At 67.7% G+C, this 3881-nt stretch carries 4 protein-coding genes and 1 pseudogene; 3 read left to right on the forward strand and 2 right to left on the reverse strand.

What is annotated here, in order from left to right:
• Positions 1-266: pseudogene (locus AC50X9_RS21140) on the forward strand (hypothetical protein); the annotation flags it as partial.
• 97 nt (positions 267-363) lie between these two features.
• Here the strand turns inward: AC50X9_RS21140 and AC50X9_RS21145 are convergent.
• Positions 364-1230 carry a sulfurtransferase gene (locus AC50X9_RS21145; protein WP_494897039.1) on the reverse strand — a complete coding sequence of 289 codons (867 nt, stop codon included), beginning with the start codon at positions 1228-1230 and terminating at the stop codon, positions 364-366.
• Positions 1231-1277: 47 nt separating this feature from the next.
• On the opposite strand from AC50X9_RS21145, the gene AC50X9_RS21150 reads away from it, so the two are divergent.
• Positions 1278-2438, forward strand: coding sequence for a PLP-dependent cysteine synthase family protein (locus AC50X9_RS21150; RefSeq protein ID WP_494897042.1), 1161 nt, complete (start codon positions 1278-1280; stop codon positions 2436-2438).
• Between the two features lie 23 nt (positions 2439-2461).
• On the opposite strand, the gene AC50X9_RS21155 is transcribed toward AC50X9_RS21150, so the two are convergent.
• The gene (locus AC50X9_RS21155) at positions 2462-3118 is read right to left on the reverse strand and encodes an MBL fold metallo-hydrolase (protein WP_494897047.1); all 657 of its coding nucleotides are present in this window, start codon (positions 3116-3118) and stop codon (positions 2462-2464) included.
• Positions 3119-3223: 105 nt separating this feature from the next.
• Between AC50X9_RS21155 and AC50X9_RS21160 the strand changes: the two genes are divergently transcribed.
• On the forward strand, positions 3224-3685 hold the full coding sequence (locus AC50X9_RS21160) for a Fur family transcriptional regulator (protein WP_494897049.1): 462 nt from the start codon (positions 3224-3226) through the stop codon (positions 3683-3685).
• Positions 3686-3881 lie beyond the last annotated feature (196 nt).

Raw genomic sequence — 3881 nt, forward strand, 5'->3', positions numbered from 1 at the left:
AACTCCCCGGCTGGACCGCACGCCCACGCCCCGGCCCCCGACACACCATCGAAACCACCACCCCCACCGGCCACAGCTACCAATCCACCGCACCACCACTCCCCGGAACGACGTCCGGAAAGCTTCCCGGAACAGCGCCCGGAGCTATTGCCAACAAAACGGCGCCGGACCCACCCGTCGATCTCAACCGGCACCACCACCGCGAACTCCGCCGCCGGGCCAAAATGCTCATCCACGCCCGTCATCAACGCCGCCAAGCAGCCTGAGCGGGCCGCCGGGGGCGGGCGCAAATCTTCGCCCGCCTACCAGGGGTCAGTGCACGGTGCACTGGAGTTACGGAACGCTGTGTGGGGTTCCTTTCACTCAGTCCGAGGGGCCACCGTTCGGCGCGGCCCCTGTCACCACGGGGTTCGAGGGTTTGTTGGACCACTCAGAGAACGACCCCGGATACAGCGCCGCCGGGAATCCGGCGATTTCGAGGGCCGCAATTTCATGGGCTGCTGTGACGCCGGAACCGCAGTAGACGGCCGTCGGGAGGTCGTCACGCACGCCGAGTCCGGCGAAACGGTCGCGCAGCGTCTCCGCGGGCAGGAACCTGCCGTCCGGGCCGAGGTTGGCCGTGGTGGGGGCGCTCACGGCTCCGGGGATATGGCCGGCACGCGGGTCCACCGGCTCGAATTCCCCGCGGTACCGTTCCCCCGCGCGGGCATCCAGCAGCAGCCCCTGCCCTCCCCAACTGGCCGCCTGGCCGGCGTCGATCACGGGCATGGCCCCGTCCTTCAGCACCACGTCCCCGGGCTCTGCGTGCCCTTCCCCGCTTTCCAGGTTAAAGCCCGCGTCACGCCAGGCGGCCAGTCCGCCGTCGAGCAAGTAGGCGTCCGGAAAGCCGGCGTTCCGGAGCATCCACCACAGCCGGGCCGCGGCCAGGTTGCCGCTGTCGTCATAGGCCACCACAACGTCACCGTTACGGACGCCCCAGCCGCGGGCGGACGCCTGGAACTGGGCCAATGGCGGAAGCGGGTGGCGGCCGCGGCCCGGGTCTGCGGGGCCGGCCAGCTCGCTGGCGAGATCCACAAAGACCGCACCCGGGATGTGTTCCGCGAGGTAGTGTTCCCGGCCGTGCGGGTCGCCCAGCGCCCATCGCACGTCCAGCAACACTGCCCGCCGTCGCGTTTCGCCGGCGCCGTCGCGACGGTCCTTCAGGGTGGCGACATCCATCAAGGTCTGCATCCATCAACTCTATCCAGCGGGTCTGCGTGCGCGGGTAGGCTGGTGCGGTGATCAGAGCTCGACAGCAGGACAGGGTGTGGGTCGACGAGGCCATCCGCCGCATCAGCGCAGAGACGAACCGGTCCGCGGACACCCACCTGTACTCCATTCCGCTTCCGGTGCCCTGGGGCGTCCAGCTCTACATCAAGGACGAGTCAACGCACCGGACCGGCAGCCTCAAGCACCGCCTGGCCCGTTCGCTGTTCCTCTACGGGCTGGCTAGCGGCTGGATCTCCGAGGGCACCACCATTGTTGAGGCCTCCAGCGGCAGCACGGCCGTGTCGGAGGCCTATTTCGCCCAGCTGCTGGGGCTGCCGTTCATTGCGGTAATGGCGCGGACGACCAGCAGGGAGAAAATCGCACTGATCGAGCAGTTCGGCGGATCCTGCCTTCTCGTCGACCACGCCTCGGAGGTCTACGACGCCGCCGCGGACCTGGCGCAACGCACCAACGGCCACTACATGGACCAGTTCACCTACGCCGAACGGGCCACCGACTGGCGTGGCAACAACAATATCGCCGAGTCAATCTTCGGCCAGCTCGCCCTGGAAGAACACCCGATCCCCCGCTGGATCGTGGTGGGCGCAGGCACGGGCGGCACCAGTGCCACCATCGGCCGCTACCTCCGGTACCACTGCCACAACACGGGCCTCGCCGTGGTGGATCCGGAGAACTCCGCGTTTTACCCTGCCTGGCTGGAGAGCCACGGAGCTTCCGCCGGCGGACCCGCCAGCCACACCGCAGGCAACCCTGGCACTGCCGGCACCCCCGACACGGCACCCAGCGCCATCGCCTTTGGGAGTCAGCCCTCGCGGATCGAGGGAATCGGCCGGGCGCGGCTGGAACCCAGCTTTGTCCCGGCGGTGATCGACCACATGATCCCGGTCCCGGACGCGGCATCGGTGGCGGCAATGCGTCACCTGCACGATTTCGCCGGCCTGCAGTCGGGCCCCTCCACCGGTACCAACCTGTGGGGCGTCTGGCAGCTGATCGCGGCGATGATCGCCGAGGGCAGCCGGGGCAGCGTCGTAACGCTGATGTGCGACGGCGCCGACCGTTACGCCGGCAATTACTACAGCCCGGAGTGGCTCCGGACCCAGGGTCTGGACCCCGCACCGCATGAAGCCACTCTCCGTCAGTTCTTCGCCACCGGGGCCTGGCCGGTTTAGCGCCCGGCCGTTTCCTACACCTCCTAGACCTCGACGCTCTCCCCGCTCGCGAGGTGCCGGTATTCGGTGCCGTACTTGGCGCCGAACCGGGTGACATGCCCTTCCACCAGCCGCCGCCCGTTCTCATTGAGCAATGCATCGTGGATCGGGAAGGCCTTCGGCGCGCCGACTCCGATCACAAAATCTACGACCTCGCCCACCTTGTTCCACGGAGCGTGGACGGGCACGAGCAGCGTCCGGACCTCCACGCCGTCGGGCACAACGAAGGAATCGCCCGGGTGATAGACGTTGGAGTCCACGAAGTAGCCGATGTTCGCCACCACCGGAATCTGCGGATGAATCAGCGCGTGCTGCCCGCCGAAACACCGGACGGAGAACCCTGCCGCTTCGAAGTCCTCGCCGGGAGCCACGGTATGGATCCTGGGCCCGGCGTCGGGCGCCTTTTCCCGCAGCTGCGCGGCGACGCCGGCCGGCGCAAAAAGTTGCAGCGACCCACCGGCGGTCAGCGCGGCCGCGACAGCGTCGACGTCGACGTGGTCGGCATGCTCGTGGGTGATCAGCACGGCGTCGGCGCCGGAAAGCGCTACGTCGGTTTCAGAGAAGTTCCCCGGGTCGAACACCAGCGCCTTCCCGTCCTTCTCGAGCCGGACACAGGCATGCGTGAACTTCGTCAGCTTCATCCGGCCAGCCTAGGGTTCCTTCCCGGCGGTGTCCACGGACCCGGCTGGTAATCTGGAACCTTGCCACCACCGCCTTTCGAGACCCCCAGCGAAGCGAGTACGACGATGTCCCAGGGCGCCACAGCCGACGGCAGCCGCACGAAGCTGCCGGTCCCTGCCGCGGCCAAGGAGCAGCGCGTCACGAAGCAGCGCCTCGCGGTCAGCGCCGTCCTGGACGAGCTGACGGACTTTGTCAGCACCCAGGAACTGCACCGCATTCTGCAGGACCGCGGCACCTCGGTGTCGCTCGCCACCTCCTACCGCATCCTGCAGTCCCTCGCGGACGAGGGCCTGGTGGACGTGCTCCGGAACGCCGACGGCGAGGCCGTGTACCGGCGCTGCGCAGTCACCGGCCACCACCACCATCTGCTGTGCCGCAGCTGCGGTAAAGCCGTCGAAGTCGAGGCGCCCGCCGTCGAGGCCTGGGCAGCGCGGACTGCGTCCGAGCACGGCTTCACCGTAGTGGAACACACCGTCGAGATTTTCGGGCTTTGCCCGGATTGCACGGCGCGGAATACCGGCCATTAGCCGAAAGAAATAACACCGCGGGCCGGGCTGCAGCATCTGCAACCCGGCCCGCGGTTTCTAGTGGTACTTCCGGCGGCCAGTTCCTGAAACCAGCTAGATGATTAATTCCTATTGGATTCAGTGGTCGTATGCGATCAGCGAACGTTTTCGGGGCGTTCCGGTCAGCCAGTTGTGCCAGATTCCGGCTGCGAGGGCC

The sequence above is a fragment of the Pseudarthrobacter sp. HLT1-3 genome (assembly GCF_059383535.1).

Coding starts and splice junctions, on each gene's coding strand:
- AC50X9_RS21145 (WP_494897039.1), bottom strand. CDS start 1,230: ATGCAGACCTTGATGGATGTCGCCACCCTGAAGGACCGTCGCGACGGC.
- AC50X9_RS21155 (WP_494897047.1), bottom strand. CDS start 3,118: ATGAAGCTGACGAAGTTCACGCATGCCTGTGTCCGGCTCGAGAAGGAC.
- AC50X9_RS21160 (WP_494897049.1), top strand. CDS start 3,224: ATGTCCCAGGGCGCCACAGCCGACGGCAGCCGCACGAAGCTGCCGGTC.